Source organism: Vibrio splendidus (genome assembly GCF_024347615.1).
In the GTDB taxonomy this organism is placed as follows: Bacteria; Pseudomonadota; Gammaproteobacteria; order Enterobacterales; family Vibrionaceae; genus Vibrio; species Vibrio splendidus.
Genome location: NZ_AP025508.1, coordinates 2,408,483 through 2,431,728, shown reverse-complemented (window position 1 = coordinate 2,431,728; position 23,246 = coordinate 2,408,483). Strand labels below are relative to the sequence as shown.

Sequence of the window (23,246 nt, the reverse complement as noted above, 5' to 3'; positions counted from 1 at the left end):
AAGGCCCAACATCTAAATAGGTGTTGGGCCTTTAGTTTATCTAGCCTTCTAGATAACCAAACAAGCAGCGTTGTTTACACGTAACTCATGTCTGTAAGAACTTGATTACAAACCGCTTGTCATATGTAGACTATAGAACAAACCACGGCCGATTAACTCTGAAGCCAAGAACAGTACCAATGCTAAGCCTAGGTTTACCGGGTTCACTTTTGCTTTGTTCAGCATAGGTAGAATCCAAATCAACAAGCTTGCCATCAACAATGCAACTTGAAGAATCACATAGTTGCCTAAACCGTCAACCAACTCAGATGCTTTTGCCGCTGAAGTTTGAATGTCACCGATTAGGTTCAGTTTTCCTACGGTCACAAGCAAGCTGATAGCAACTGCGATAACAGCCAGCATGGTGATGTTACGGTCAACCGTAAAGCGACTGTCATTTGCGAATACAATCACAAACTGAGACAGCAGCAAGCCGCCCACAACCATCGTCATGATGAAGCTCAGTGGTGTGTAGATGTTGTCCCACGTCGGTACAGTGTTGATCATGTATACGTTGATCATTGCGTACATGAAGATAACACCTAACACCATCGCGCCAACCATCAGTGCTTTCTGGATAGCAACGCCACCTTTCTTAAGCACAGACAATAGCCATTGCAGGCCACCGACAGCGAAGAATGCCGCACCGAAGAACACTTCGTTAGACAACCAAGCTGAGCCTAATTGGTTAAAGGCATTAAACGCGCGCAGTGGAGAACCAAGGTGCGTTGTCGAGAACATGAAGCCAAGCCCCATTAGTGCCCATAGAATGAACATTGGAACCTTGTAGCTGTTCAGCTTCTCTTCGTCATGACCAAGTACCAGTGCACGTGCGCAAATCAGTAAGTAACCACCAACCGCAGTTTGCGCTAGCACCGTAAAGAAGATTAAAGACCACTCATGAAAAATCATCTTACACCTCCTTCGGGTTTGCTAGGTGACCACTGGTATCGCCAGTCGGCTTCGCGTTTTTGTTCAGCTTAATCACGATGTTCGGTAGCGTTTCTGTTGAAGATGGCAGTGGAGCCACATCCGCACCAGAGCCGTACTTCTCGCGAAGTGTATTGATTTCGCCAAACTCCAATGCACGAAGTGGGCAAGACTCAACACAGATAGGCTGTTTGCCTTCAGAAACACGTTGGTAACAACCATCGCATTTAGTCATGTGACCCTTCTTCGCATTGTATTGCGGTGCGCCGTAAGGACACGCATTGCTACAGTGCTGACAACCAATACACACGCTCTCATCAACCACAACCAAACCGTCTTCATCACGTTTGTGCATCGCGCCCGAAGGACACACTTTCACACACGCTGGGTTAGTACAGTGGTTACAAGCGATAGAAAGGTAGTAAGAAAAGACATCTTTCTGAACCCAGGTATCACCATCTTGAGTGAAGCCACCACCTGCGTATTCGTATACGCGACGGTAGTTCGTTTTGATGTCTAGATCGTTATAATCTTTACAAGCAAGCTGACAGGTTTTACAACCCGTGCATTTACTTGAATCAATGTAAAAGCCGTATTGTTTCATTCCAACCTACCTTATGCTTTGTTTAGCGTTTTGATTTGAACTAGGTTTGTATGCTGAGGGTTACCCTTAGCAAGTGGGCTCGGGCGCTGAGTCGTCAGCACGTTAATAGAGCCTGCATGGTCGATCTTCTGACCATCTGGTGCGTACCATGCACCTTCGCCTAGTGCGACAACTCGGGGAAGAATCCTAGGTGTCACTTTTGCTGGAATGTGTACTTCGCCACGGTCGTTGAAAATACTGACCATGTCGCCATTTTTAATACCGCGCTCTTGAGCATCAATCGGATTGATCCACAATTCTTGCGGTGCTGCTGCTTTGATTTCAGCAACGTTGCCGTAAGTTGAGTGTGTACGAGCCTTATAGTGGAACCCGGTTAGCTGAAGTGGGTACTTCTCTGCTAGTGGATCGTTATGACCTTCAAAAGAGTCTGCGTAAATCGGAAGTGGGTGAATCACTTCGTCTTCTTTCAGCTTCCAAGTCTTCGCGATATCAGCCAGTTGCTCTGAGTAGATCTCGATCTTGCCACTTGGTGTGGTCAGTGGGTTCGCTTCTGGATCTTTACGGAAGTCTTCGTAAGCAATGTAGTGGTGGTCGTAGCTACGTTTGTAGATACCTAGATCTTTCATCTCTTCGAAGGTTGGCAGTGTTGGATCGTTCTTACGAGTTTCAGCGTAAAGGTGCTCAATCCATTGCTCTTGAGTTCGGCCTTCTGTGAACTCTTTTTCGACGCCCATACGCTTAGCCAACTGAGAGCACATTTCATAGATAGATTTCGCTTCGAATTGAGGTTCGATCGCTTTCTGCGCGTAGATGAAGTAAGGCATATTCGCTGCTTTACCATCCATACACCAGTCGTCTTGCTCAGACGTTGTTAAGTCTGGCAGGATGATATCGGCGTATTTCGCTGAAGAAGTCATATGGTTATCAACCACGACAATCATTTCACATGCACTTTCATCTTGAAGAATCGCGTGAGTCTTGTTGATGTCTGAGTGTTGGTTGATGATGCAGTTACCTGCGTAGTTCCAGATCATCTTGATTGGGTTCTTAAGGCGCTCTGCACCGCGAACACCGTCAGTGATGTCGGTCATTTCATGGTGACGGTAAATTGCGTCTGTCCACATGAACATTGAAATTGACGTTTCAACTGGGTTTGGCACAGTAGGGAAGCGAACAAACGGAATGTTGATGTCACTTTCACGAGCGCCTGTTGAACCTCCTGACACACCCACAGAACCGGTGAGTAATGACAGCATTGCGATTGCACGACACGCTAGCTCACCGTTCGCAGTACGTTGCAGGCCCCAGCCTTGGTGGATTGCGCACGGTTTTGCTGTGCCCATTTCACGGCCAAGCTTGACGATAGTATCAACGGGAATACCGGTGATCTTAGAAGCCCATTCTGGTGTCTTCTCTACGCCATCTTCACCTAAACCTAGGATGTAAGATTTGTAGTCGCTGTTTTTAGGCGCCGATGCCGGCAGTGTCTTCTCGTCGTAACCTACGCAGTATTTATCTAGGAACGGTTGGTCGACAAGGTCTTCAGTGATCATCACGTGCGCAAGACCAGCAACCAAGGCAGCATCTGTAGAAGGACGGATTGGGATCCATTGATCTTCACGGCCACCGGCAGTATCGGTGTAGCGAGGGTCGATGATGATCGTTCTTGCGTTCGATTTGTTTTTGCTTTCTACGTAATGGTGAATCAGACCGCCGCCAGACATACGAGTCTCAGCAGGGTTGTTACCAAATTGGATGTTAAGCTTGGTGTTCTCTAGGTCAGAGAAAGAGTTGTTGTTTGCCCAACCACCGTAGGTGTAGCTCAAGCCTTTCGCGATTTGCGCCGTTGAGTAGTCACCGTAATGGTTTAGGTAACCACCACTTAAGTTCATTAGACGAGCAATCAGCGTTTGAGCTGGTGGCCAAGACTTAGTTACCGTACCGCCCAGCGTACCAGTACCGTAGTTTAGGTAGATGGTGTCGTTACCGTAGTCTTTGATAAGGCGTTGCATGGTACCAGCAACTTCATCGTAAGCTTCTTCCCAGCTAATACGTTTAAACTTGCCTTCACCACGTTTACCAACACGTTTCATTGGGTATTTCAGGCGATCTGGGTTGTAAACACGGCGACGCATAGAGCGACCACGTAGACAAGCACGAACTTGGTGGTGACCATATTCGTCAGTACCTGTGTTGTCTGTTTCTACGTATTTGATTTCACCGTTTTGTACATGCATACGTAATGGGCAGCGAGAGCCACAGTTTACTGTACATGCACTCCATACGATTTTCTCATCCACACTCTCAGCAACCGCAGCCGCTACTGGTTTGGATTTGAAAGGTAAAGCGATACCGCCCGCGAGTGCGGCTGCGCTACCTACCGCAGAAGAAGCTTTCATGAAGCCTCTTCGAGTAAGATTCATTACCCCAGATTCTTTCTTATTCGTCATTCTAAGATGCCTATTGTTATTGATGACTAGCACTTTATAGGTAGTTTGGTCTCTATGTTTTTATTTCTAATTATTGATTGATTGGCATCAAATAAGATCGGAATTAAAATATTATGAATCGAATGTATAAAATAGATCAAAGAATCCAATCGTATTATTTATATAATTGTCGTTAAACCAATTACGGTATAAATAAGAATGATTATTGATACGCATAAATTGCTCGGTTCATTATTTTATCAAGCAACTAATAAAGAACAGTTAATAGATATTGTTCAGGCCTTAGTAGAGAGCCAAGTTTTATCAGAAGATTGTTTACTGGCACTTCAAAACGAGCAGGAAGATGCGCTAGCTGCAGAGTTCAGCCGATTGTTTGAAGGGGTTGGAGACATGCCAGCTCCGCCTTGGGGGTCTGTGTACCTAGATAAAGACCGCGTTGTGTTTGGCGCTTCTACGGTTGAGTATCGCCAGTTTTTAGAATTGAATCAGATTGAATTAGACACTGGGTTAAGAGAGCCGGAAGATCAATTTGGTTTAATGTTATTCGCTCATGCGTATTTGTTAGAAAATAATAATATTAATTCAGCTGGTGAATTACTTGAAGGTCACTTATTAACTTGGTCTTCTGTTTATTTAGAAAAACTAAATACAGCATCAGAACTATCTTTTTATAAGAAGCTATCAACTGATGTAATAGATTGGCTTAAATACCTAACATCTGAATATAAAATAAACGTTGTTCCTAAAAAGTTATATATCGACTAATGTCTGAACAAATAAATTCAAATAGACGCGGTTTCTTAACTCGACTTTCTAAACCGGTTAAAGCTGCCGCGAATTATGAAGAGAAGTCACAGCGCTCGTATGCAAGGCCGCCAAGGGCGGTCGATGAGGTGCTGTTTGAGCGTCTTTGCGACGGTTGTGGATTGTGTGAGCAAGCGTGTCCGAATAGCGTTATTGAGATGCTAGAGGGCAGTGCGCTGCTGAATTTGGATTACAACAGTTGTTCTCTGTGTAACAAGTGCAGTGAAGCGTGCCCGACTGGCGCGCTCCATCCAACGGTCACACCTTATATCGACCTCAAGCCTAGCTTTGCTGATAGCTGTAATAACTACATGCAAATGGACTGTAATGCGTGCCAAGTTGCTTGTTCAGCAAGTGCGATTCAAATTGAAGCAGGGGAGTTGCCTACGGTGGACAAAGATAAGTGTAACGGCTGTGGAGAGTGCCGAAGCGCTTGTTACATTGGCTCAGTGACTTTGAACCTTATTCAGTAGTAAACGTCTGATTTGGCTTTGTGGCAGCGAGCTAGCAGAAAGGCTTTGGTTGAGTGAGTGGCGAGTCGTCTCAGATACCTAAAGACATAAATAGAAAAGGGTCCGCATTCCTAGAGGAAGCGGACCCTTTTTAATTCTTATTGAAGTTATTCGAGCAAAGCGACCTAAAGCCAGTTGGCTTATGCCCGTTTTTGCTTGCTTCTATGAATAACGTTACTCAGCGATAACTCCGTTTTTGCTTTGCAGATGCATGGCAAAATTTCATTGGCTTGCGTATAAGCCATAGCAAAACCAACGTACTCGACTTCACCAGAATCCAACGTACAGCGGCAAGCGCCGCAGTGGCCATCTCGACAGTTGTATTCTGGCTCTAACCCTGCTTGTTCCATTGTTTCCAATAGAGTATTTGAAGGGTTAGATTCAATAGAAGTCAGCTTGTTGATTTTGATTGTTGGCATTACAGCTCAAACCCTTCAAAGTCGTCAGCTTTTACTTCGTTGTCGATTTGGCCAACTAGGTAAGAACTGATTTCAGCTTCTTGTGGAGCAACTTGAACGTTATCTGAAGACAACCAAGCGTTGATCCATGGAATTGGGTTCGACGTTGCTTCTGGGTAAGCGGTACCTAGACCAACAGCCTGCATACGGATGTTAGTGATGTACTCAACGTATTGGCAAAGAATGTCTTTGTTTAGACCAATCATAGAACCATCTTTGAATAGGTATTCTGCCCACTCTTTTTCTTGCTCAGCCGCTTCTTTGAATAGGTCGAAACACTCTTGCTTACACTCTTCAGCGATCTGCATGAATTCGAAGTCATCTTGGCCATTACGTAGCAAGTTGATCATGTGCTGTGTACCAGTAAGGTGAAGTGCTTCATCACGAGCGATTAGCTTGATGATCTTCGCGTTACCTTCCATTAACTCACGCTCAGTGAATGCGAATGAACATGCGAAACTTACGTAGAAACGAATCGCTTCCAGTGCATTTACAGACATTAGACATACGTAAAGCTTCTTCTTCAGGTCGTGAAGTGAAATCTTAACGTCTTCGCCGTTGATGTTGTGGTTGCCTTCACCGTAGCGGTGGTAGTCAGCCGTCAGCTTGATCAAATCATCGTAGTAAAACGCGATGTCTTTCGCACGTTTCAGGATCTCTTCGTTTTCAACGATGTCGTCAAATACTACGCCTGGATCATTCACGATGTTACGGATGATGTGCGTGTATGAACGAGAGTGAATCGTTTCAGAGAATGACCAAGTCTCAATCCAAGTTTCAACTTCTGGCAGTGATACCAAAGGAAGTAGGGCAACGTTAGGGCTGCGGCCTTGGATTGAATCTAGAAGTGTTTGGTACTTCAGGTTAGAGATGAAGATGTGCTTTTCATGCTCAGGAAGCTTGTTGTAGTCGATACGGTCGCTAGACACGTCTACTTCTTCTGGACGCCAGAAGAAAGAAAGCTGCTTTTCGATCAACTTTTCGAAGATTTCGAATTTCTGTTGGTCGTAACGTGCAACGTTTACCGACTGACCCAAGAACATTGGTTCTTTTAGTTGGTCATTTTTTTGTTGAGAAAAAGTACTGTAAGCCATAAATGCCTCAAATCCTTTAAAGACCCGCAATAAAACGGACCCTGTTAATGCTTTAAACCCAGAGAAGATAACTTCTCTGGGGTCTTAATGTTTATTGCGGTTTAGATCTTACAACCGCCGCCTTCACAATCTTCTTCCGGCACTTGAACTGCATCGCCTTGGTCGTCTTTAGCACCATCACGAGTGTTATGGTAGTAAAGCGTCTTAACACCGTACTTGTACGCCGTTAGCAAGTCTTTAAGCAGCTGCTTCATTGGTACCTTACCGCTGTCGTAAACACTTGGATCATAGTTAGTGTTTGCAGAGATAGCTTGGTCAACGAATTTTTGCATGATACCCACTAAGTGCAGGTAACCGTCGTTAGTACCAATGTTCCAAAGTAGCTCGTAGTTGTCTTTAAGATTTAGGAAATCTGGAACAACTTGCTTCAGGATGCCGTCTTTCGATGCTTTAACTGATACATAACCACGTGGTGGCTCGATACCGTTAGTCGCGTTCGAGATTTGAGAAGAAGTCTCAGAAGGCATAAGCGCTGTTAGCGTAGAGTTACGCAGACCGTGCTCCATTATCTCTTCACGTAGCGTGTCCCAATCGTAGTGCAGCGGCTCTTCACATACTAAGTCGATATCTTTTTTGTAAGTATCGATTGGCAGTAGGCCTTTCGCGTAGTTGGTCTCGTGGAAAGATGGGCAACGGCCTTGCTCTTTCGCTAGTTCAACAGACGCTTTTAGCAAGTGGTATTGAATTGCTTCAAAAGTACGGTGAGTCAGGCCATTTGCGCTGCCATCAGAGTACTTAACACCATTCTTCGCTAGGTAGTATGCGTAGTTGATTACACCCACACCTAGAGTACGACGGTTCATTGTCGACTTACGTGCTGCTGGAAGCGGGTAATCTTGGTAATCCAGTAGTGCATCTAGAGCACGAACAACCAATTCAGAAAGTTCAGCCAGATCGTCTAGCTCGTTGATTGCGCCTAGGTTAAACGCCGAAAGCGTACACAGTGCAATCTCACCTTCGTCATCTTCTACGTTAGAAAGCGGCTTAGTTGGTAGCGCGATTTCTAAACATAGGTTCGATTGGCGAACAGGTGCTACTTCAGAATCAAACGGGCTGTGTGTATTACAGTGGTCAACGTTCTGAATGTAGATACGACCAGTAGAAGCACGCTCTTGCATTAGCAGAGAGAATAGCTCAACGGCTTTAACCGTTTCACGCTTCACTGAAGGATCGTTTTCGTACTTCACGTAAAGTGCTTCAAAACGCTCTTGGTTTTCGAAGAATGCATCGTAAAGGCCAGGTACGTCAGAAGGTGAGAACAGGCTGATGTTGCCACCTTGAACAAGACGAGAGTACATAAGCTTGTTCAGCTGAACGCCGTAATCCATGTGACGAACACGGTTCTCTTCAACGCCGCGGTTGTTTTTCAGTACTAATAGAGACTGAACTTCACCGTGCCATAGTGGGTAGAACACCGTTGCTGCGCCGCCACGAACACCACCTTGAGAACAACATTTAACAGCTGTTTGGAAGTATTTGTAGAAAGGGATACAGCCAGTGTGGAACGCTTCACCATTACGGATTTCAGAACCAAGCGCACGGATACGACCTGCGTTGATACCAATACCAGCACGTTGAGATACGTAACGAACAATAGAGCTTGCTGTTGCGTTGATAGAATCAAGGCTGTCACCACACTCAATCAGTACACATGAACTGAATTGACGAGTAGGCGTACGTACACCAGACATAATTGGTGTAGGCAGAGAAATCTTAAACGTAGACGAGGCGTCGTAAAAACGTTTGATATAGTCAAGACGAGTCGATTTCGGGTATTTACCGAATAAACACGCAGCAACTAAAATGTAAAGGAACTGAGCACTCTCGTAGATTTCTTTTGTTACACGGTTCTGTACGAAGTATTTACCTTCAAGCTGCTTAACCGCCGCGTAAGAAAAGTTTAAGTCACGCTTGTGGTCGATGTACGCGTCAAGCTCTTCGAATTCAGCTTTCGTGTAGTCTTCCATTAAGTGGCTATCGTATTTACCCATATCAACCAGTTTTGCAACGTGGTCATAAAGTGCAGGCGGCTCGTATTCACCGTACGCTTTTTTACGTAGGTGGAACACTGACAGACGTGCGGCTAGATATTGGTAATCAGGAGTCTCTTCAGAGATTAAATCCGCTGCTGACTTGATGATTGTCTCATGAATGTCAGTCGTGGTAATGCCATCGTAAAACTGAATGTGAGCTTTCAATTCTACTTGTGATACAGAAACATTGTGCAAGCCTTCAGCTGCCCATGTGATCACTCGATGGATTTTCTCTAAATCGATCGTTTCTTTGCGCCCGTTACGCTTGGTAACAGTAAGTTGTTGGTTCATTCTGCTTAATTTCCCTAACAAAACTGAACAAGGCCGTGTTTTTGTGTATTTCTGTGTAATTTTTGTAAATTACGTTTCGGCTTTGTGATCTTGGTCTACCCATATATTGTAGTTCAAACACAACATATAGGGGTCATTTGTTTGTTGGGTTACAAGATAGTGCTACAACTGATATTTTTCAAGGTAAAGAAATTGGGTTGCTTGTGGATAAGTGGTGGATTGAAAAAAAACTGTAAGTGACCACTAACTGATGACGTTAGACGTGACTTGATTGTACAAAAGTCGCCTTTTAAGGATGCTTTATTTTTGCACGCCCATAAAAAAAAATCCCTTGATCTTTGGGTAAAATAGGCAATGGATTTTGGACGATTAAATTTAAATCGAGGTGGTCAAAATGGAAGCTAGCGCACGAAATTTAGACTGAAAAAAGTCGCAAACTTATGGTAATTGCAACTCTTTTCATTCGTCTTTTTTACAAAATATTTTACGGTAGGGCTACCGATATTTTTTAGCCCAAGTTTTGAGTGTGAACGATGTAGTTCACATCGACTTTTTGGCCTAAACGGTAGGTGTTCGTTAACGGGTTATAGTGCAGTCCTGTAATCCCTAGTTCTTGAAGCGGAGTGTTATCAACCATTTTGATAAGCTCAGCAGGGCGAATGAACTTTTCGTGGTCGTGAGTACCTTCTGGCACAATCTTAAGTAACTTCTCTGCACCAACAATAGCGAACAGGTAAGACTTAAAGTTACGGTTCAATGTTGAGAAGAACACATGGCCGCCCGGTTTCACTAATTTTGAACAAGCCGAGATAACTGATTGTGGGTCAGGAACGTGCTCTAGCATTTCCATGCACGTCACCACATCGTAAGTGTGTGGGTTTTGCTCTGCATGGTCTTCAATGGTGCTTTGGATGTAATCGAGCTTGGTGCCAGTTTCTAATGCGTGCAGACGAGCGACTTCTAGCGGTTCTTTACCCATATCTAGTCCGGTGACTACCGCACCCTCTACAGCCATGCTTTCAGCCAGAATACCGCCGCCGCAGCCAACATCGAGAACTTTCTTACCAAAAAGGCCTTCGGTTTTCTCTAGCACGTAATTTAAGCGCAACGGATTGATTTGATGTAGTGGCTTAAACTCGCCTTCTAGATCCCACCAGCGTGACGCCATGTCTTCGAATTTTTTGATTTCTGCTGGGTCTACGTTCTGTGATTTAGTCATAATCGGCATTTCCAAGTTAAATAATGCATCCATGAAATTGCAGGCATTATAACTTGCCTTTTCCTGCTGACCAGAAGATCTACAACTTTGCTAGTTTATTGGGTGTAAAGTGACCATGTTTCAGCAAGATATGACGCTGAGGTGCAATTTCTCATCAATAGATTGGCTACAAGGGTCACAAGATGGTAAAAGGAGAGGGAAAGTGATGCCTCCGTAGGTAAATTTGTGTTATATTTTTCGGTCTTATACGTATTCAAAAATACGATCTGACTATAGAGGGAAAATGGCTCTATGAGCGATCTAGCGAAAGAGATCACGCCCGTAAATATTGAAGATGAGCTTAGAGGTTCATACCTAGACTACGCGATGTCCGTCATCGTTGGTCGTGCCCTTCCAGATGTGCGTGATGGCCTAAAACCAGTACACCGCCGCGTTTTGTTCGCGATGAATGTACTAGGTAATGATTGGAACAAAGCATATAAAAAGTCTGCTCGTGTAGTAGGCGATGTAATCGGTAAATATCACCCACACGGTGATAGTGCGGTATACGAGTCAATTGTTCGTATGGCTCAGCCGTTTTCACTACGCTATATGTTAGTCGATGGCCAAGGTAACTTTGGTTCGGTTGACGGCGATTCAGCTGCGGCAATGCGTTATACCGAAGTTCGTATGTCAAAAATAGCTGGTGAGCTATTAACGGATCTTGATAAAGATACGGTTGACTTCGTTCCTAACTATGATGGAACCGAGCAAATACCAGCAGTTTTACCAACAAAAATACCAAACCTATTGGTTAACGGTGCTTCTGGTATCGCAGTAGGTATGGCTACCAACATCCCGCCACATAACCTTGGCGAAGTTGTTGATGGCTGTTTAGCATTTATCAATAATGAAGACATCACTATTGATGAGCTAATGGACTACATCCCGGGTCCAGACTTCCCGACAGCAGCATTAATCAGTGGCCGTAAGGGCATTGTTGATGCATATAAGACTGGTCGTGGCAAAGTTTACATGCGCTCACGAGCGAACATTGAAATGGAAAAGAACGGTAAAGAAACTATTATCGTTACTGAAATTCCATATCAAGTGAACAAAGCTCGTCTGATCGAGAAGATTGCAGAACTTGTAAAAGACAAGAAAGTTGAAGGCATCAGTGCACTGCGTGACGAATCTGATAAAGATGGTATGCGTATTGTTATTGAATGTAAGCGTGATGCTGTCGGTGAAGTTGTACTAAACAACCTTTACTCACAGACTCAACTGCAAACGACTTTCGGCATCAACATGGTTGCTCTGAACAACGGCCAACCACAACTTTTCAACATTAAAGATATGTTGAAGTGTTTTGTTGATCACCGTCGTGAAGTTGTGACACGTCGTACTATCTTCGAATTGAAGAAAGCACGCGACCGTGCACATATCTTGGAAGCTCTATCTTTAGCGCTTGCAAACATTGATGAAATCATTGAACTGATCAAGAACGCACCAACACCAGCAGAAGCTAAAGTTGGTCTAGTATCTCGTGGTTGGGATCTTGGTAACGTTGCATCAATGCTTGAACGTGCTGGTACTGATGCAGCTCGTCCAGATTGGCTTGAAGACCAATACGGTATCCGTGATGGTCAATACTTCCTAACGGAAACTCAAGCGCAAGCTATTCTAGAACTTCGCCTTCACCGCCTAACTGGCCTTGAGCACGAGAAGATTCTAGACGAATACAAAGCACTTCTAGAAGAGATCGCTGAGCTAATGCATATCCTTGCAAGCACTGAGCGTTTGATGGAAGTGATCCGTGAAGAACTTGAAGCGGTACGTGATATCTATGGCGACGAGCGTCGTACAGAAATCACAGCAGCGGTTCATGACATCGACATGGAAGAGCTAATCGCTCAAGAAGACGTTGTAGTAACGCTTTCTAACGCAGGTTACGTTAAGTACCAAATCCTAAGCGACTACGAAGCTCAGCGTCGTGGTGGTAAAGGTAAGAGTGCAACTAAGATGAAAGATGAGGATTACATTGAGCGTCTGCTTGTTGCTAATACTCACGATAACATCTTATGTTTCTCTACTCGTGGTAAAACGTACCGCCTGAAAGTTTACCAATTGCCGCAAGCGAGCCGTACAGCTCGTGGTAAGCCTATCGTTAACATTCTTCCTCTAGAAGAAGGTGAGCGTATTACGGCTATCCTGCCTGTTTCTGAATTCTCAAACGAGAAATTCATCTTCATGGCAACAGGCGACGGTACAGTTAAGAAGACATCACTGGATCAATTCGCAAACGTACGTGCTAACGGCCTAATCGCAGTTAACCTACGCGACGATGATTCACTGATTGGCGTTGATATTACTGATGGTAATAGCGACATCATGCTGTTCTCTAAATCGGGCAAAGTTGTTCGCTTTAACGAGGACAAAGTACGTCCAATGGGTCGTACTGCCTCTGGTGTTCGTGGTATGAAGCTCCCAGAAGACGATCAAGTGGTTTCACTGATTGTTCCTTCAAACGAAGGCGATATCCTAACTGTGACTCAAAACGGTTACGGTAAGCGTACTGAGTTGGCTGAATACCCAACGAAAGGCCGTGCAACGCAAGGTGTAGTATCTATCAAAGTCTCTGATCGTAATGGCCCAGTTGTTGGTGCTGTTCAGGTTGAAGAAGGCGATGAAATGATGATGATCACCGACGCAGGTACACTAGTACGTACTCGCGTAGCGGAAGTAAGCCAAGTTGGTCGTAACACTCAAGGTGTGACACTGATTCGTACTGCTGAAGACGAGAATGTTGTAGGTCTACAACGTATCGACGAAGTAGAAGAAGCTGAGATTGTTGAAGGCGAAGAAACTGAAGAAGCAAATGCTGACGCAGTAAACGCAGAAACAGTTAATGCAGAAGGAACGGTCGTTTCTGAATCAAGTGAAGAGCAAGCATCAGATGCTTCTGACTCTGAAAGTGATAGCGAGCAAGACACTGAGTAATCTCTATTACGTTAAGTAATTTAGCTTACCAATGAAAAAACCGAGCCTAAGTGCTCGGTTTTTTATTGCCTGTTATGTGCGGAGCTTGCTCTGACTTTATCGTTGAACTGTGATCGTCAAAATATCGATAGCTAAACCTTGATCAATATAGCGATGAGATGAAAACGATAGAGTAGAGGGGAATAAAAAAGGAGTGTGGAATGGATATCTGGTTGTTGGTTGCGTTGGTACTAATGAGCCTGTTTTTGATTGTGGTCGTTATTGCCGCGAACAACAATGGCAGTCATCTAAAAGGCAATGTGATGATTTCACTTACTGCTGTGGCTTTGAGTGTGCTGGTCTGGTCTCAACTGAAACAAGAGTTACCTCAACTTCCTTTGGATGATAACAATAACTACACGGCGACAGATTTCGAAGATGAACTTCAGCAAAGCCTTGAGCAAGACCCGAATCAATCCGATTTGTGGTTTAAGCTTGGTGGTGTGTATATGCAGAAAGGGGAGTTTGATGCTGCGTTTACCTGTTACGACTACGCGATTCGATTAGACCCTCAAGCACCTTCTGGCCTCTATGCAGCCAAAGCAACGGCACTTTACTATCTTAGTTCTCAAGCTATGAGCGATGACGTGAATGCGTTGCTGGAGCACTCAATGCAGCTTGATCCCAATGATCGTACGGCATTGATGTTGATTGCGACCGATCACTTCATCAGCATGCGCTATCAACAAGCGATTGATGCGTGGACTCAAATTCTCGATTCCAATCAAAAGGGCATTGATCGTGTCTCTATTATCCATTCGATCAACCAAGCCAAACAGATGATCCGCTAGGCTGCTCTTCCTGATTAGCCTCTAAAGCCATTAATCTCTCAAGTTATTGGCTTTCTTGCATTTCGATTAAGCCACCTGCGTTATGGATTCGAGTAAACCCTTGAGCACGCAAGAATTGATAGGCTTGCCCTGAACGATTGCCACTGCGGCAATACAACACAATGGGTTGGTCTTTATTTATCTTAGCAAAGTGAGTAGCCACTTCAGAAAGAGGGTAGTTGATGGCGTTGTCTAGATGCCCTTGTTCGAACTCTGCAGGTGTTCTGACATCAACCACTAATGCGCCTTTCTCTATTAATTCCCACCCTGTCTCAGCACGCTCAGATGCGTGAACGCCTGAACTGAGTAGTGCAATACATAATGCCGAAAGCGAAAGTAAGATTTTCATTGTTTATTCCTTGAATTGGCGAGTGGATCGGGGGTTCGATAGTGATGTGTCTTCCCCAAAACCTAAAAAAACCAGCCACACAATAATAGTGTGACTGGTTTTTACGTAATGGTCTAATTGAAGAAACTAGTATTCGTAGTTGGCTTCACGCTTTTCAGCTTGCTCTTCCCATTTAGGAACAACCGTGTCTAAGAAGTGTTGTTTCTCAGCGTTCATCTTATCCATGTCCATTCCAAGCGCTTTTTGAGCCGCTTCTTTTGTCGAGATATCTGGAATCTCGATTGGATCGGTGATGCCTTTCTTCGCCAGTAGACGAACAATCTTAGTTCGAGCATCCGCTGCGCGGTCAACGGCAGTACCTAGCACTTCTAGAGCGATTTCAGGTGCATGCATATGAATGCCGTGAGACGCAATAGCGTAGTCCCAACGCCATTGAGCGTGACGGATATCGAGTAGGATAGGTTCCATCTCTTGTTCAGTTGCACCTGCATCCCATGCCGCACCTGCTTCAAAGTGAGCAGCAACGATTTGTTTCTCTGCTGTCAGCTTCATGTTCAGTACTTGCGCTTTGCGGCTTGAAACGATGTTACGCATGGTTTCTTTCGATTGAGTGTGACAGTTTGCACACGTATCTTCGAAGCGGTCGAATGGGTTACCTACTTTATGGTCGGTATAAACAGTGCCATCTTCTTTGGTCACTTTCGGCATATGACAGTCAGCACAAACGACTTTGTTCTTACCATGGATGCCTTCGCGCCATGTTTCAAAACCTGGATGCTGTGCTTTCAGCATGGGTGCTTTCGATACTTTATGCGTCCAATCTTTAAAGTTGATTGCATCATAGTAGCGTTCCATGTCACCAACGGTTGTACCTTGGTCCCAAGGGAATTTCACACCTTTGGTTGGCCCTGTGAAGTAGTATTCCACGTGGCACTGAGCACAAACAGACGCTTGTTGGTCTAAGCGGCTTTGTTCATCAAACTTTTTACCAATCGTTTCAAATGCACGTTCAACGTAAGGACGAGTCACCTTAAGTGCTGGTTCACCATTTTTAAAGCCTTCGCTTTTGGTATCGTGACAGTCTGAACAGCCAATAGGGTTAATGATCTCGTTGCCAAGACGCGCCCACTTGCCTTCGAAGTAACCATCTTCGCCACGTTCTTCAATAACACGTGCTACGTCTGGGCTCTTACAGCTCCAACATGCCATTGGCATTGGGCCTGAGCTTTCGTCTGTTGGGCCGCCAGTACGAAGCGTTTGTCGTACATCGTCAATCGCATAAAAGTGACCACGTGCCTTGTTGTAATCTTTTGCGAAGCCGTAGCCAGCCCACATGATAACCATGTTTGGATCTTCTTTTAGTGCGTCTTCAATAACTTCGCTTTCTGAAGTCTGTCTCCATGAATGATATTGATCTGGGTGGTTTTGCTCGAACTGGTCGTTACGAGGATCGCCAATTTCTTTTTGTTCAGACGCAGCAAAACTGGTCGCGCTTGCTAGTGATGCGCTAACCATTAATAGTGCTGTGACCGAATTACGTATCCAATGCTTTTTCACAGTGATATCTCCAATATACTGATTCTTATACCAAGCGTTGTGAGTTTGCTATTCAAATTAAGAACTGGAGAATTCCTGTTTATATTAATTCATAAACAAACACATTTTGTTACGTGTTGGATATAGCTTGTCTTAGATCAATTAATGGTAGTGACTTCAATCACGTTGAAGTTTATATACCCCTAAAGGGGTATTGGTGGGCAGTGTTATTAAAATTTAATTGAGAATTATTATCATATATAACAATCAATTACCTAAATTGACCATGATATAAATAGGGTGATTTCGTTCACAGATTAACCCATCCAAATTTCGTATTACCCAATTAGAGGTATATTCTAACTATAGAAAGCGTTGTGGCTTATCCAAAATAAGAATTGATATCATTTAAGCGGTAATAATATCGTTTAAGGGTACTTTTGTTTAACCGGAATATTATTTAGTTGAGAGTTAAATAATGCCGGTATAAGGAAAGGATAAAATGGGCAATATTAAATTGGCCATAGTCATAATGCTTAAATCCCTTCTAGCATTCTGCCTCTATGGTTATTCCATTCATGCTGTTGCTGAGCCTGCTGTTACGCCAGTAGGAGAATCAACAAGACATGAAGTCGAATTAATCCGCGACAAAGACTACAAGTGTGTTCAATGCCATAAAGATTCAAAAGAAACGGTATTGGGTTCACATGGTGAAAGTGCACACGCTTTGCTTGGCCGCGAAGTAAATTGTACCGACTGTCATAGTTCTATTAGCCCCGATCACCGTGAAGGTGCGCCTGAAGTGGTGAAGTATCGCGAGGCTCAATCACAACCGGGAACTGAAAAGGTTTTCCTAGACCCTAGCTTAATTTTAGATGCCAATAGCCAATGTATCGATTGTCACAAGCCTGATGATCTGCGTGAAGCGAGTTGGACTCACGATGTTCACGCGCAAAACTTAACGTGTTCAAACTGCCATGATGTTCATGCGACTGAAGCAAAGGTGTTGGGCTTAGATAAGAAGCAAACCATCAAGCTGTGTGTGGATTGCCATTCAGACTTCAACCAGAAGAAAGAAGAGGAGTAATCTATGAGCTGCTCAAGAAGAAACTTTTTAGCAGGCGCTGGTGCCGTTATTTTTACCACGGGTGTAGCGGGAACTGCGGCGGTGACAAGTCGTAAAACGTTGGCCAATGTTCAAGAAGATGGTGCTAAACGTTATGGAATGATTCATGACGAAACCGCGTGTATTGGCTGTACTGCTTGTACAGAAGCATGTCGTGAAGTGAATAAAGTACCTGAAGGCGTGTCGCGCTTAGAAATTATTAAGAGCGAACCCCAAGGCGAATATCCAAATGTTGATTACCGTTTTACTCGTAACTCTTGCCAACATTGTGATAACGCACCCTGTGTCATGGTTTGTCCAACAGGTGCTGCCTACAAAGATGAAAAAACGGGCATTGTTGATGTCCACAAAGAGAAGTGTGTCGGTTGTGGTTACTGTTTGTTAGCGTGTCCATATCAAGTGCGCTTTTTCCATCCTGAGAACAAGTCAGCCGATAAATGTAACTTCTGTCGTGATACCAATCTAGCACAAGGGAAGTTGCCTGCTTGTGTCGAATCTTGCCCGACCAATGCGCTGGTCTTTGGCGATCTAAATGACCCTGAGAGTGAGATAAACCAGGTGCTTCAATCTGAGGTGGTTTACAGAGATAAAGCTTATCTAGGTACTCAGCCAAAACTCTATAAAGTGCCACACCAAAAAGGGGAGATTTGATTATGAGTGCATGGGACGCAGCTTTTCAGTCTGGTACCGTGGTATGGGACTGGATTATAGCAATCTATCTATTTCTCGCGGGGATGTCGGCGGGTGCCGTAATGATCTCCATTTACCTAAAACGTAAGGTCATTGAAGGCGATCCTGCTCATAATGGTGTGTTAAAGGCCACGGCTTTTCTTGCGCCATTTGGGATCATTTCAGGTCTGCTTATCTTGGTTTTCCACCTGACAAAACCGTTATCCTTTTGGAAGATCATGATCTTCTATAATCCAACGTCTGTGATGTCGATGGGTGTGATCTTATTCCAAGTCTATATGGTGATCTTATTCCTTTGGATCGGCATTATATTTAGAGATCAAATAGTCGTGTTCTTGAATGATCAAGCATGGCTAAAAGGGCGACTTGATTTTGTCGGTAATTGGATTGGCAAATTAGAAGTGTTTGAGAATGCTCTGGAAATATTCTTAGCTGTTCTTGCTCTGATGCTTGCCGCTTATACCGGATTCTTGCTGTCAGCTTTAAATACTTTCCCACTATTGAATAACCCAGTACTGCCGATTTTGTTCTTGTTCTCGAGTTTATCTTCGGGTGCGGCGGCGTGTATTTTATTTGGTGTGCTGGTCTTTAAAGAATCACCTCATAGCCCGACTATTTCATGGATTCACGGATTCGAACGTCCAGTCGTGATGTTTGAATTGTTTGTTCTAATTACTTTCTTTACTGGGCTGATCTTCGCTGGTGGTCAAAGTGAGCAAGCAGTATGGAACGCAATAGGCAGTGGTTTCTGGGCGAGTTGGTTCTGGTATGGCGTCATCGGTGTTGGCATGGTTTTACCGTTGTTGCTGAATGCCGTTACACCAACTTCAATTCGCCATAGCTCGGTGTATATTTTTTCCGTGACTTCGCTAAGTCTGATGGGTGTATTAATGCTGCGAACTTTTGTCCTTTATGCAGGACAGTTAACGATAGCTTAATTTTGCTCAAGTTTATTAGTGAGCAGATGTTGGATACTAAATATCTGCTTATTAATGAACATGCTTTAAATAAACATGAGATGCGTGTTCAGATCGGCTCTGCTCAAGCGGAGCCTTATTGAGGTGATATGGTCGGTTCTTTGGGGCTGTTTAGTTTAGTGTTGGTTGCTGTACTCAGTAGCATTATTGGTGTGCATTCGTTTTATCAAATGCTAAACAAACGGACGCAAAATATAAGTTTAATCCGCAGTTTCTCTCTTTCAAGTGCATTGTTTTCTCTCACTTCTGTCACATTGCTTGGCTATGCTTTTGTCAGTGATGACTTCTCTATTCTCTATGTCGCTGAACATTCAAATACTCAATTACCCTCATTTTTTAAGCTAGCAGCCGTATGGGCTGGCCATGAAGGTTCCTTGTTATTTTGGGTGCTGACGATCAGCGTCTGGTCTGGCGTGATCGCCTTACAAAAACACTATTCGAATGAATACCAAAGCCGAGTGCTGTGGGTGATGAACCTACTGCTCGCGATATTTGCTTGGTTCACGTTATTCGCATCAAATCCGTTTGAAATGAACTCGATCTTGCCGCTAGAAGGGCGTGACCTTAACCCAATGTTGCAAGATGTCGGTCTGATCTTTCACCCGCCATTACTTTACCTTGGCTATGTCGGCTTTTCTGTGGTGCTGGCATTTGCAGTTGCCGCTTTGCTGGTTGATCCAATTGAATTTGATTGGGTTGCTCATTGTCGCAGTTGGTGTCTAGTCGCTTGGATCTTTTTAACTGCAGGGATCATTCTTGGCTCTTGGTGGGCGTATTACGAATTAGGCTGGGGCGGCTGGTGGTTCTGGGATCCTGTTGAAAATGCCAGCTTGTTGCCGTGGCTTACTTCAACAGCTTTACTGCACAGCTTAGGCGTTGCCAAGGGCAAACAACAGCTTCTGAAGTGGTCTTTCAGCCTTGCTTTCATTACGTTTTGTTTGAGTATCTTAGGCACCTTTATTGTTCGTTCTGGCGTATTAACGTCGGTGCATGCTTTTGCTGTTGACCCAACCAAAGGTATCGCACTGCTACTTATATTAGTGTTGGTACTGGTGAGCTCATTTTCTCTGCTTATCATCAGAGGAGAGTCTTTTGAATCTAACCCGATTACTAGCTTCGCCAGTAAGAGCTTTTTAAGCCTAGTCGCGGTGCTCATTTTTGTCCTGGCGACCGCTGTTGTGGTGTTTGGTACGTTTTATCCAATGGTCTTTGAACTGCTTGGGTTGGGGAACATATCGGTAGGTGCGCCTTACTTTAATCTGTTGATTGCTCCTTTGGCTTTGCTTGCGTTAGCCGTCGTCGGCTTAGCCCCTTTGCTGAGCATTAAACCTCAAGCGACTAAAGGTGTTATTTCATCGCTAGCTGTGGCGTCATTGGTACTTGGTTATGCTTGTTATTCTTGGCAAGTAGAACAGGCGCAAGCACAAGTGATGGCTCTGATGACATGGTCACTCGCGTTTTGGGTTTTACTCACTCATGTTTATGGCTTGGTGGTGACGCGCAGCTCCAAGTTCCAACGCAAAGTCTGGGTGATGACCTTTGCTCATGTCGGGGTTGCAGTACTCGCTGTAGGTGCTGCAATGAATAGCTATCACTCATTTGAGCGCAGCTATAAACTAAGCCCGGGCGCACAAGTCGAGTTCATGGATTGGACGCTTTCTCATCGTGATACTGAGCTTTATGTCGCCTCAAATTTTACCGCAGAGAAGGCGATACTAAACTTAGATGCCGGCGATAAAAGCTTTACCATAGCGCCAGAAAGAAGACACTACCAAGTTCGAGTCATGAATATGAGTGAGCCTGCAATGAAGTGGTTCTGGCATGGCGATGTTTATATCACCATGGGCGAGAAAGTCGATTCCACCGCTTATGCATTTCGAGTGCAGTACAAGGCGTATGCACGCTGGATCTGGTTTGGTGGGTTGTTCTCCATTCTTGGCGCTTTACTCTCATTGACTCATCGTAAAAAGAAAACCGTTAAGGCGTCACAGTATGCATACCAGCGTTCGTAACAAGCTCATCACGTTAATTATCTTGGCATTAATGGTGGTGTTGGGTTTTGCCTTTGCGCTCAATAATAAGCAGCAATCGACGATTGTGTCGGAGCAAAAAAGGGCATTCCCAGAATTCATATCTACTGCGTTAGCGAATAGTGAAGGCATCAGTAGTAAACAGGAAATTACGTTGGCTGATGTCACTCAGCATCCTTATCAACTGGTTAATGTATGGGCTTCGTGGTGCGGTATATGTAAAACTGAGCACGCTTTTTTGCTCAAACTTCATGATAAAGGTATTCCAATTGTTGGGCTCAATTATCGAGATAACTCCGGGGCAGCGATCAATGTGTTATCGAGCGATGGCAATCCGTACTCAACGGTGATCAGTGATCCTCAAGGTAAGCTAGCGTTAGAACTCGGCGTAATCGGTACTCCTGAAACGTATCTGGTCGACGCTGACGGCCAAATCATTAAGAAGTTACTGGGCGTGATCAACGAATCAGTGTGGCAAGAAGAACTTGCGATGTATTTTGATGGTGCGAATGGATGATGAAGCCTTTAATACAAGCACTCGTTGTGCTGTCTACGCTTATGGTTATTAGTTTTCCGATTTTGGCAGAAGATCTGTTTACAGCCAGTAATAAGGATACGAGTATTCAAGTTGAACTGTTTGAGTTTGAAAACCCAGAACAACAGCAGCGCGCTATTACATTGGCAAAAACCCTACGTTGCCCGCAATGCCAGAATCAAAACTTGATTGAGTCGAACTCTCCAATTGCAAAAGACTTACGCCTCGTTGTATTCAATATGGTGAAAGCAGGGAAGAGTAATAATGAGATTACTCAATATATGACGGAAAGGTTCGGTGAATTTGTGCTCTATAAACCAGCAATGAGTGTTTCAAACTTATTACTTTGGCTACTTCCGAGCGTATTATTTCTCTTATTTATATATTTATCAGTAAAAAGTGTTAGAAAGAGCTCATAAAAATTATGTATTACTGTTTACCAATTGACCTGTATTTTGTAACATTAAAGGATTATAAAGGCTAAGCACTGTTATATAAGGATGTATCTGTGGATAACGTAATCTCAAATTTAAAGAAAGAGTTCCATACTCATGTCCGATCTGACAAATGGGCAGAAAAATACAGTGCAAAGTCGAGCATTTCTACGCTTACTCAAGAAGAGTTAAACGAATTAGAGAACGCTTGGGTTCAGCTTGTCATCTGGAAGCAAACTCAAGTAAGTTGATCGTTCTGTAAAAAATCGTAGCCTTAGCCGCAACTGATTAATTTATAACCCCATGTTGGTCATTCCAATGTGGGGTTTTTTGTTACCTGAAAAATTATTGTTATAATATAACAATTAGTGCATGGTCGACCTTGAAAAAAATTGTTAACAGCCTCATAGTGTCTATCATTAGATAGTTAGCTACAAAATATTGCCTAGACATATAATGTAGTGTTGTTAAATACATCGAATTTTCAAGTGAGTATAGCTATGGCGGAAGTGCGTGCCAGAATAGATTTCAAAGTAGGGGTGACAAGCAGTATTGATGCTGAACTTCTTTCTTTTCATGGATTGAAAACAGATAAAGAGCATGTTGCTGTGATATTTAAATCAGCAGACAAGACACAAGACATACCTCTTGTTCGTATGCACTCTGAGTGCCTGACTGGTGATGTTTTCCATTCCTCTCGCTGTGACTGTGGCGAGCAGCTAGACGAAACCATTAGAATTATGGGTGAGACGGGTGGAGTGATTCTTTACTTACGCCAAGAAGGTCGTGGTATTGGTTTATACAATAAAATCGATGCATACCGCCTGCAAAGTGAAGGTATGAACACTTACGAAGCCAATAACCATCTAGGTTTCGGTGACGATTTGCGTGATTTTACTGAAGCGGCAGAAATGCTTCGTGCTTTAGGAACCACAAAAATTCGCCTAGTCACTAACAACCCAAAGAAAATCAATGAGCTGAAATCTTTTGGTATTGAGATTGAAGAAGTGGTGAACACCTCTGCTCATGTTAAGTCGGGTAATGAAAGCTACCTGAAGGCAAAAGTCTCACACGGTAAGCATAATCTGGATATCTGATTAGCCTCTTTGTTGCGCTTAACATAAAAATGTTTAAAGACCTCACATATGTGAGGTTTTTTTGTATTTATCTTGCAATAAAATTGTAAGTTTGTATTATTCCAATCCGTAGTGCAAATGATAATGGTTT

General features: G+C 43.8%; 21 protein-coding genes. 12 read left to right on the top strand and 9 right to left on the bottom strand.

From position 1 onward, the window contains the following. Nucleotides 1–105: 105 nt before the first annotated feature. From OCU90_RS10815 to OCU90_RS10805, 3 genes are read right to left on the bottom strand one after another with little or no spacing between them, the layout of a single operon-like run. On the bottom strand, nt 106–951 hold the full coding sequence (locus OCU90_RS10815) for a dimethyl sulfoxide reductase anchor subunit family protein (protein WP_061021647.1): 846 nt from the start codon (nt 949–951) through the stop codon (nt 106–108). 1 nt (nt 952) lies between these two features. Further along, nucleotides 953–1,573: a DMSO/selenate family reductase complex B subunit gene (locus OCU90_RS10810; RefSeq protein ID WP_004733360.1), complete on the bottom strand. Its 621-nt coding sequence runs from the start codon at nt 1,571–1,573 to the stop codon at nt 953–955. 11 nt (nt 1,574–1,584) lie between these two features. Next, a complete protein-coding gene (locus tag OCU90_RS10805) occupies nt 1,585–4,023 on the bottom strand; it encodes a DmsA/YnfE/YnfF family dimethyl sulfoxide reductase (protein ID WP_061021645.1) in 2,439 nt (812 codons plus the stop codon). Between the two features lie 198 nt (nt 4,024–4,221). Here OCU90_RS10805 and OCU90_RS10800 point away from each other — a divergent pair, with 198 nt between their 5' ends. Beyond that, nucleotides 4,222–4,788 (top strand): TorD/DmsD family molecular chaperone, encoded by a 567-nt coding sequence (locus OCU90_RS10800; protein WP_061021643.1) that lies wholly within the window; start codon nt 4,222–4,224, stop codon nt 4,786–4,788. Continuing rightward, nucleotides 4,788–5,300: a ferredoxin-type protein NapF gene (napF, locus tag OCU90_RS10795; protein ID WP_017091589.1), complete on the top strand. Its 513-nt coding sequence runs from the start codon at nt 4,788–4,790 to the stop codon at nt 5,298–5,300. Before OCU90_RS10800 ends, napF begins: the two co-directional genes overlap by 1 nt. 179 nt (nt 5,301–5,479) lie before the next feature. On the opposite strand, the gene yfaE is transcribed toward napF, so the two are convergent. From yfaE to ubiG, 4 genes are all read right to left on the bottom strand, one after another. Then, the gene (yfaE, locus tag OCU90_RS10790) at nt 5,480–5,758 is read right to left on the bottom strand and encodes a class I ribonucleotide reductase maintenance protein YfaE (protein ID WP_004733364.1); all 279 of its coding nucleotides are present in this window, start codon (nt 5,756–5,758) and stop codon (nt 5,480–5,482) included. Next, nucleotides 5,758–6,891 carry a class Ia ribonucleoside-diphosphate reductase subunit beta gene (gene nrdB, locus OCU90_RS10785; RefSeq protein WP_061021641.1) on the bottom strand — a complete coding sequence of 378 codons (1,134 nt, stop codon included), beginning with the start codon at nt 6,889–6,891 and terminating at the stop codon, nt 5,758–5,760. The genes yfaE and nrdB overlap by 1 nt, the downstream gene beginning before the upstream one ends. 101 nt (nt 6,892–6,992) lie before the next feature. Further along, nucleotides 6,993–9,275 carry a class 1a ribonucleoside-diphosphate reductase subunit alpha gene (nrdA, locus tag OCU90_RS10780; RefSeq protein ID WP_004733366.1) on the bottom strand — a complete coding sequence of 761 codons (2,283 nt, stop codon included), beginning with the start codon at nt 9,273–9,275 and terminating at the stop codon, nt 6,993–6,995. Nucleotides 9,276–9,783: 508 nt separating this feature from the next. Further along, complete coding sequence (gene ubiG, locus OCU90_RS10775; protein ID WP_017078713.1) at nt 9,784–10,527, bottom strand: bifunctional 2-polyprenyl-6-hydroxyphenol methylase/3-demethylubiquinol 3-O-methyltransferase UbiG; 744 nt, start codon at nt 10,525–10,527, stop codon at nt 9,784–9,786. Between the two features lie 258 nt (nt 10,528–10,785). Between ubiG and gyrA the strand changes: the two genes are divergently transcribed. Continuing rightward, complete coding sequence (gene gyrA / locus OCU90_RS10770; protein WP_004733368.1) at nt 10,786–13,473, top strand: DNA topoisomerase (ATP-hydrolyzing) subunit A; 2,688 nt, start codon at nt 10,786–10,788, stop codon at nt 13,471–13,473. Nucleotides 13,474–13,673: 200 nt separating this feature from the next. Beyond that, nucleotides 13,674–14,303 carry a TPR domain-containing protein gene (locus tag OCU90_RS10765; protein WP_061021639.1) on the top strand — a complete coding sequence of 210 codons (630 nt, stop codon included), beginning with the start codon at nt 13,674–13,676 and terminating at the stop codon, nt 14,301–14,303. Nucleotides 14,304–14,346: 43 nt separating this feature from the next. On the opposite strand, the gene OCU90_RS10760 is transcribed toward OCU90_RS10765, so the two are convergent. After that, nucleotides 14,347–14,691 carry a rhodanese-like domain-containing protein gene (locus OCU90_RS10760; protein ID WP_061021637.1) on the bottom strand — a complete coding sequence of 115 codons (345 nt, stop codon included), beginning with the start codon at nt 14,689–14,691 and terminating at the stop codon, nt 14,347–14,349. A 126-nt stretch (nt 14,692–14,817) separates the two neighbouring features. After that, nucleotides 14,818–16,248: an ammonia-forming nitrite reductase cytochrome c552 subunit gene (nrfA, locus tag OCU90_RS10755; RefSeq protein WP_181360346.1), complete on the bottom strand. Its 1,431-nt coding sequence runs from the start codon at nt 16,246–16,248 to the stop codon at nt 14,818–14,820. A gap of 481 nt (nt 16,249–16,729) precedes the next feature. Between nrfA and nrfB the strand changes: the two genes are divergently transcribed. From nrfB to OCU90_RS10715, 8 genes are all read left to right on the top strand, one after another. After that, entirely contained in the window at nt 16,730–17,314 is a 585-nt protein-coding gene (nrfB, locus tag OCU90_RS10750) for a cytochrome c nitrite reductase pentaheme subunit (protein ID WP_004733372.1), read from the top strand. A 3-nt stretch (nt 17,315–17,317) separates the two neighbouring features. Next, complete coding sequence (gene nrfC, locus OCU90_RS10745) at nt 17,318–18,004, top strand: cytochrome c nitrite reductase Fe-S protein (RefSeq protein WP_061021634.1); 687 nt, start codon at nt 17,318–17,320, stop codon at nt 18,002–18,004. Between the two features lie 2 nt (nt 18,005–18,006). Next, nucleotides 18,007–18,981, top strand: a complete 975-nt coding sequence (gene nrfD / locus OCU90_RS10740) for a cytochrome c nitrite reductase subunit NrfD (protein WP_029222016.1) — start codon at nt 18,007–18,009, stop codon at nt 18,979–18,981. A gap of 128 nt (nt 18,982–19,109) precedes the next feature. Beyond that, a complete protein-coding gene (locus OCU90_RS10735) occupies nt 19,110–21,032 on the top strand; it encodes a heme lyase CcmF/NrfE family subunit (RefSeq protein WP_061021631.1) in 1,923 nt (640 codons plus the stop codon). After that, nucleotides 21,013–21,567 (top strand): DsbE family thiol:disulfide interchange protein, encoded by a 555-nt coding sequence (locus OCU90_RS10730; RefSeq protein WP_004733376.1) that lies wholly within the window; start codon nt 21,013–21,015, stop codon nt 21,565–21,567. The genes OCU90_RS10735 and OCU90_RS10730 overlap by 20 nt, the downstream gene beginning before the upstream one ends. Continuing rightward, nucleotides 21,564–22,004, top strand: a complete 441-nt coding sequence (gene nrfF / locus OCU90_RS10725; RefSeq protein ID WP_061021629.1) for a heme lyase NrfEFG subunit NrfF — start codon at nt 21,564–21,566, stop codon at nt 22,002–22,004. Before OCU90_RS10730 ends, nrfF begins: the two co-directional genes overlap by 4 nt. A gap of 89 nt (nt 22,005–22,093) precedes the next feature. After that, entirely contained in the window at nt 22,094–22,270 is a 177-nt protein-coding gene (locus OCU90_RS10720) for a hypothetical protein (RefSeq protein WP_016797523.1), read from the top strand. Nucleotides 22,271–22,519: 249 nt separating this feature from the next. After that, nucleotides 22,520–23,116 (top strand): GTP cyclohydrolase II, encoded by a 597-nt coding sequence (locus OCU90_RS10715; protein ID WP_004733379.1) that lies wholly within the window; start codon nt 22,520–22,522, stop codon nt 23,114–23,116. Nucleotides 23,117–23,246: the final 130 nt, after the last annotated feature.

Excerpts from the sequence above, each read along its gene's own strand:
- OCU90_RS10815 (WP_061021647.1), bottom strand. The coding sequence starts at position 951 with ATGATTTTTCATGAGTGGTCTTTAATCTTCTTTACGGTGCTAGCGCAA.
- OCU90_RS10810 (WP_004733360.1), bottom strand. The coding sequence starts at position 1,573 with ATGAAACAATACGGCTTTTACATTGATTCAAGTAAATGCACGGGTTGT.
- OCU90_RS10805 (WP_061021645.1), bottom strand. The coding sequence starts at position 4,023 with ATGACGAATAAGAAAGAATCTGGGGTAATGAATCTTACTCGAAGAGGC.
- OCU90_RS10800 (WP_061021643.1), top strand. The coding sequence starts at position 4,222 with ATGATTATTGATACGCATAAATTGCTCGGTTCATTATTTTATCAAGCA.
- napF (WP_017091589.1), top strand. The coding sequence starts at position 4,788 with ATGTCTGAACAAATAAATTCAAATAGACGCGGTTTCTTAACTCGACTT.
- yfaE (WP_004733364.1), bottom strand. The coding sequence starts at position 5,758 with ATGCCAACAATCAAAATCAACAAGCTGACTTCTATTGAATCTAACCCT.
- nrdB (WP_061021641.1), bottom strand. The coding sequence starts at position 6,891 with ATGGCTTACAGTACTTTTTCTCAACAAAAAAATGACCAACTAAAAGAA.
- nrdA (WP_004733366.1), bottom strand. The coding sequence starts at position 9,275 with ATGAACCAACAACTTACTGTTACCAAGCGTAACGGGCGCAAAGAAACG.
- ubiG (WP_017078713.1), bottom strand. The coding sequence starts at position 10,527 with ATGGATGCATTATTTAACTTGGAAATGCCGATTATGACTAAATCACAG.
- gyrA (WP_004733368.1), top strand. The coding sequence starts at position 10,786 with ATGAGCGATCTAGCGAAAGAGATCACGCCCGTAAATATTGAAGATGAG.
- OCU90_RS10765 (WP_061021639.1), top strand. The coding sequence starts at position 13,674 with ATGGATATCTGGTTGTTGGTTGCGTTGGTACTAATGAGCCTGTTTTTG.
- OCU90_RS10760 (WP_061021637.1), bottom strand. The coding sequence starts at position 14,691 with ATGAAAATCTTACTTTCGCTTTCGGCATTATGTATTGCACTACTCAGT.
- nrfB (WP_004733372.1), top strand. The coding sequence starts at position 16,730 with ATGGGCAATATTAAATTGGCCATAGTCATAATGCTTAAATCCCTTCTA.
- nrfC (WP_061021634.1), top strand. The coding sequence starts at position 17,318 with ATGAGCTGCTCAAGAAGAAACTTTTTAGCAGGCGCTGGTGCCGTTATT.
- nrfD (WP_029222016.1), top strand. The coding sequence starts at position 18,007 with ATGAGTGCATGGGACGCAGCTTTTCAGTCTGGTACCGTGGTATGGGAC.
- OCU90_RS10735 (WP_061021631.1), top strand. The coding sequence starts at position 19,110 with ATGGTCGGTTCTTTGGGGCTGTTTAGTTTAGTGTTGGTTGCTGTACTC.
- OCU90_RS10730 (WP_004733376.1), top strand. The coding sequence starts at position 21,013 with ATGCATACCAGCGTTCGTAACAAGCTCATCACGTTAATTATCTTGGCA.
- nrfF (WP_061021629.1), top strand. The coding sequence starts at position 21,564 with ATGATGAAGCCTTTAATACAAGCACTCGTTGTGCTGTCTACGCTTATG.
- OCU90_RS10715 (WP_004733379.1), top strand. The coding sequence starts at position 22,520 with ATGGCGGAAGTGCGTGCCAGAATAGATTTCAAAGTAGGGGTGACAAGC.